The organism is Pseudomonas cyclaminis (genome assembly GCF_015163715.1).
Lineage (GTDB): Bacteria > Pseudomonadota > Gammaproteobacteria > Pseudomonadales > Pseudomonadaceae > Aquipseudomonas > Aquipseudomonas cyclaminis.
Map to the genome: position 1 here is coordinate 1 of NZ_JADDUM010000277.1, position 5,470 is coordinate 5,470.

Annotated in this window: 4 protein-coding genes; 1 reads left to right on the forward strand and 3 read right to left on the reverse strand. The window is 59.4% G+C overall.

Annotated features, from left to right (window positions below; all coding sequences use genetic code 11):
* Positions 1–106: 106 nt before the first annotated feature.
* From IQK56_RS28070 to IQK56_RS28080, 3 genes are all read right to left on the reverse strand, one after another.
* Entirely contained in the window at positions 107–943 is an 837-nt protein-coding gene (locus tag IQK56_RS28070; RefSeq protein ID WP_000480968.1) for an aminoglycoside O-phosphotransferase APH(6)-Id, read from the reverse strand.
* Positions 943–1,746, reverse strand: coding sequence for an aminoglycoside O-phosphotransferase APH(3'')-Ib (gene aph(3'')-Ib / locus IQK56_RS28075; RefSeq protein ID WP_001082319.1), 804 nt, complete (start codon positions 1,744–1,746; stop codon positions 943–945). The genes IQK56_RS28070 and aph(3'')-Ib overlap by 1 nt, the downstream gene beginning before the upstream one ends.
* A 65-nt stretch (positions 1,747–1,811) precedes the next feature.
* Positions 1,812–2,426: a recombinase family protein gene (locus IQK56_RS28080; protein WP_000904906.1), complete on the reverse strand. Its 615-nt coding sequence runs from the start codon at positions 2,424–2,426 to the stop codon at positions 1,812–1,814.
* A 125-nt stretch (positions 2,427–2,551) separates the two neighbouring features.
* Between IQK56_RS28080 and IQK56_RS28085 the strand changes: the two genes are divergently transcribed.
* Positions 2,552–5,437: a Tn3 family transposase gene (locus IQK56_RS28085; protein WP_001138082.1), complete on the forward strand. Its 2,886-nt coding sequence runs from the start codon at positions 2,552–2,554 to the stop codon at positions 5,435–5,437.
* The last annotated feature ends 33 nt before the right edge of the window (positions 5,438–5,470 follow it).

Genomic DNA, 5,470 nt, shown 5'->3' on the forward strand with positions numbered 1-5,470 from the left:
GGGGTCGTTTGCGGGAGAGGGCGAAATCCTACGCTAAGGCTTTGGCCAACGATATTCTCCGGTAAGATTGATGTGTTCCCAGGGGATAGGAGAAGTCGCTTGATATCTAGTATGACGTCTGTCGCACCTGCTTGATCGCGGCCGCGATAGCTAGATCGCGTTGCTCCTCTTCTCCATCCGCGTTCCAAGCTGCGGAAAGGCACCCATAAGCGTACGCCTGGTCGAGCAGGCGACGCGGATCGACGTCCAGCGCACGAGAGAATGCGTCCGCCATCTGTGCAATGCGTCTAGGATCGAGACAAAGGTCGTCTCTGTCAGCCGGATCGTAGAACATATTGGCGGCGCCAAAGCCCACTTCACCGACCAGACCGACGGGATCTATCACCAGCCAGCCGCGACTGGAGAACATGATGTTTTCATGATGCAGATCGCCATGTAGCCCACGCAGTTCCGAGGCATTGCTCATCATTTGATCGGCTATAATCGCCGCGTGGACGTAGTCAGTTTGACAACCTGCGTTTTGATCATCGCGCGCCCGCTGAAACAAAGCTGCAAAGCGATCCCGGATCGGGAGAAGGGCAGAAGGCAGGGGTTCCTCAGATGCGGCATACAGCTTCGCCATTAGTTCCGCTGCAATTTCGGTCGCCTGGTAGTCGCCGTGCTCGGCAACGATGTGAGAGAGCATTCGCTCCCCGGCATATTCGAGCAACATCAGATTGTTCTCACGACCGAGCAACCGGACTGCTCCCCTCCCATTGCGCCATACCAGATAGTCGGCCCCGCGCAGTTCATCAGCAATGTCTTCTATAGGTTTCAATCCCTTGACGATTGCAGGAGTCCCGTCTGGCAATGAAACTTTCCAAACGAGGCTGGAAAAGGTGTCCGCAATGAGAACAGGTTGCGAAACGTGCCAATGAGCAGGAAAAACAGGCGGCATGAACATCAACCCCAAGTCAGAGGGTCCAATCGCAGATAGAAGGCAAGGCGTTCGCGGTCGGGGGCTTCGATCCCCAATACATTGAATAGGACAGCGAAGGCGCGCTCTGCTTCATCTGGCGCTGCCCAGTTCTCTTCGGCGTTAGCAATCATGAGTGCCAAATCGGCATAGCGATCTGCTGTTCCGAGCCGCCCAAGGTCGATCAGACCCGTGCATTGAAGAGTTTTAGGGTCCACCATGAAGTTCGGCATGCAGGGATCACCATGGCAAACAACCATATCGGTGCGCTCTTGGTCGAGCCGCACCGGTAGCTCTCGTTCGACACGAGCCAAAAGATCGAGCTGCGGCGTACTCTTGTCCTCGTCCGGTAAGAAGTCGGGATTGACGGCATTGCGGGACACCACATCAACGGCGCGTCCGAACATTCGCGACAGCCTGCGCTCAAACGGACATTGATCAACCGATAGGCTGTGAACAGCGCCAAGTTGCTGCCCCATTGACGGCCACGCTTTGAGCAAATCCGCTCCAGACAGATCAGCCGCCGGTACTCCCGGAATTGCCGTTATCACCAAGCATGCACCCTCCTGTTCCTCCTGCCAGTTGATCACCTCGGGGCAAGCCACACCTCGACCTTTGAGCCAAATGAGGCGGTCACGCTCTCCAGCGAGCTCACCGCGGCGGGAAGCAGGTGCGATTTTCGCGAAGGCATGCCCGTCACCACGTCGAAAAACAAAATCACCAGATTCTCCGCCTCTGACAGGCAACCAGTCAGAATGCGATTCACCAAAAAAAATATTAGTTCGATTCAATGGAGGTTCCTTCAGTTTTCTGATGAAGCGCGGAGGTGGCTCAACCTGCGAAAAGAAACGAGTTGCTACGTAAGTCCGAGAACATGCTTTCCATGGTCTCTGAGCTCGCCTTTGGGACCGACATATCGGTAGAGAGTGACGCGCTCGATGCCGAGTTCCTTGCAGAGATCGGAAACTGAAGTATCGCGCTGGGCCATGGCGGCTTGCGCGAGACGCACCTGAGCTTTGGTGAGCGCGAATTTTCGTCCGCCCTTGCGACCGCGCGCTCTCGCGGAGGCGAGACCCGCCATGGTGCGCTCTCGGATCAGATCCCGCTCGAACTCGGCCAAGGTGGCGAAGATTCCGAACACCATGCGACCGGACGCAGTCGTGGTGTCGATCTGAGCGCCCTTTCCAGTCAGAACCCGCAGGCCGATCTTGCGGTCTGACAGCTCCTTCACCGTGTTGACCAGATGGGCAAGCGATCGTCCGAGGCGATCGAGCTTCCAGACCACCAGCACATCGCCGTCACGCAATGACTTGAGGCAGGCAGTCAAGCCAGGGCGATCATCACGACCGCCGGAAGCAAGATCATCATAGATATTGTCCCGTTCGACACCTGCGGCGCGCAAGGCGTCGTGCTGCAGGTCGAGAGACTGCGAGCCATCGGCTTTGGAGACGCGGGCATATCCGATCAGCATGTATCACAAACGTTGGTTTGAGGCGGCGCTTCGGCCACGATTGCATTGACCTCTGGAAATGTATCTCAACCAGCTTCATAAACAAAGCGTCTTGAACGCTATCAGATTTTGAAAAAGGAACATGTATGCCGCGTCGCGTCACTCTAACCGATCGGCAGAAAGACGCGCTGTTGCGCTTGCCGACTTCACAGACGGATTTGCTCAAGCACTATACGCTGAGTGATGAAGACCTTGGGCATATCAGGCTGCGTCGGCGCGCTCACAACAGGTTCGGCTTCGCCCTGCAATTGTGTGTCCTGCGCTATCCCGGCCGGGTGCTGGCTCCAGGCGAACTGATCCCTGCAGAGGTCATCGAATTTATCGGAGCGCAGCTTGGCCTGGGTGCCGACGATCTCGTAGACTATGCTGCCCGCGAGGAAACACGGCACGAGCATCTTGCCGAGTTACGGGGGCTCTACGGCTTCCGCACCTTCTCCGGACGTGGTGCGAGCGAGCTGAAGGAATGGTTGTTCCGAGAAGCCGAGATGGCGGTGTCGAACGAGGATATCGCCCGTCGCTTCGTAGCCGAGTGCCGACGCACCCGCACTGTCCTTCCCGCGACATCCACGATCGAGCGGCTTTGTGCCGCGGCTCTCGTCGATGCCGAGCGACGCATCGAGACGAGGATCGCCAGTCGGCTGCCTATGTCGATCCGAGAACAGTTGCTGGCATTGCTCGAGGAGACGGCTGATGATCGGGTGACCCGTTTTGTGTGGCTGCGCCAGTTCGAGCCTGGCTCGAACTCTTCGTCGGCCAACCGGCTGCTCGACCGGCTCGAATATCTGCAACGCATCGATCTCCCCGAGGATCTGCTTGCCGGCGTTCCTGCCCATCGGGTGACTCGTCTGCGCAGGCAGGGTGAACGGTATTATGCCGACGGCATGCGCGATCTCCCGGAGGACAGGCGGCTTGCGATCTTGGCTGTTTGCGTCTCGGAATGGCAGGCGATGTTGGCCGACGCAGTGGTCGAAACCCACGACCGGATCGTCGGCCGTCTCTACCGTGCTTCGGAGCGTATTTGCCATGCAAAGGTCGCAGACGAAGCGGGGGTGGTGCGTGACACCCTGAAATCCTTCGCCGAGATCGGGGGCGCCCTGGTCGATGCACAGGATGATGGCCAGCCGCTGGGCGATGTCATCGCGAGTGGGTCAGGGTGGGACGGCTTAAAAACCCTTGTTGCAATGGCAACCAGGCTGACCGCCACCATGGCCGACGATCCGCTCAATCATGTGCTCGACGGTTATCACCGCTTCCGCCGATACGCTCCACGCATGTTGCGCCTGCTCGATCTGCGAGCTGCGCCCGTTGCACTGCCGCTTCTGGAAGCGGTGACGGCCCTTCGTACCGGTTTGAACGATGCCGCGATGACCAGCTTCTTGCGGCCCAGCTCGAAATGGCATCGCCACCTTCGGGCCCAGAGGGCTGGCGACGCTCGCCTATGGGAGATCGCGGTGCTGTTCCATCTGCGCGATGCGTTCCGCTCCGGAGATGTCTGGCTTACTAGGTCCCGGCGCTATGGCGATCTGAAACACGCACTCGTTCCGGCACAATCCATCGCGGAAGGCGGTCGTCTCGCTGTGCCATTGCGGCCGGAGGAATGGCTGGCAGACCGGCAAGCTCGCCTCGACATGCGGTTGCGCGAGCTTGGCCGTGCCGCTCGCGCAGGCACGATCCCGGGCGGGTCGATTGAAAACGGCGTTCTGCATATCGAGAAACTCGAAGCCGCCGCGCCGACAGGCGCCGAAGATCTGGTGCTCGATCTCTACAAGCAGATCCCGCCCACGCGCATCACCGATCTCCTGCTGGAGGTGGATGCGGCGACCGGCTTCACCGAAGCGTTCACCCATCTGCGCACAGGAGCACCCTGCGCTGACCGGATCGGGCTAATGAACGTTATCTTGGCGGAAGGGATCAACCTCGGCTTGCGCAAAATGGCGGATGCGACAAACACCCACACCTTCTGGGAATTGATCCGCATTGGACGGTGGCATGTCGAGGGCGAAGCCTATGACCGGGCGCTGGCCATGGTGGTCGAGGCACAGGCAGCGTTACCCATGGCCCGGTTCTGGGGCATGGGCACGTCGGCTTCGAGCGACGGACAGTTCTTCGTCGCTACAGAGCAAGGTGAGGCCATGAACCTGGTCAACGCGAAATATGGCAATACCCCGGGCCTGAAAGCCTATAGCCACGTCTCCGACCAATATGCGCCGTTCGCAACCCAGGTGATTCCTGCAACGGCAAGCGAAGCGCCTTACATCCTCGATGGCCTGCTGATGAACGATGCTGGACGCCATATCCGCGAGCAGTTCACCGACACGGGCGGCTTCACCGATCACGTCTTTGCCGCATGTGCCATTCTCGGCTACCGGTTCGCTCCGCGCATCCGCGACCTGCCATCCAAACGGCTCTACGCGTTCAATCCGTCGGCCGCCCCGGCGCACCTGCGAGCGTTGATCGGCGGAAAGGTCAACCAAGCCATGATCGAGCGCAATTGGCCCGACATCCTGCGCATCGCCGCCACCATTGCTGCCGGGACCGTCGCGCCAAGCCAGATTCTGCGGAAACTCGCCTCCTATCCGCGGCAGAACGAGCTCGCGACAGCCCTGCGGGAAGTCGGTCGCGTCGAGCGCACCCTGTTCATGATCGACTGGATTCTGGATGCCGAACTCCAACGGCGTGCCCAGATCGGGCTCAACAAAGGCGAAGCTCATCATGCGCTGAAGCGGGCAATCAGCTTCCACCGCCGCGGTGAAATCCGCGACCGTTCCGCCGAAGGCCAGCATTACCGCATCGCCGGCATGAATCTGCTCGCCGCCATCATCATCTTCTGGAACACCATGAAGCTCGGCGAGGTCGTTGCAAACCAGAAACGCGATGGAAAGCTGCTATCGCCCGATCTCTTGGCCCATGTTTCGCCGCTCGGATGGGAACACATCAATCTCACCGGAGAATATCGCTGGCCAAAGCCTTAGCGTAGGATTCCGCCCCCTCCCGCAAACGACCCC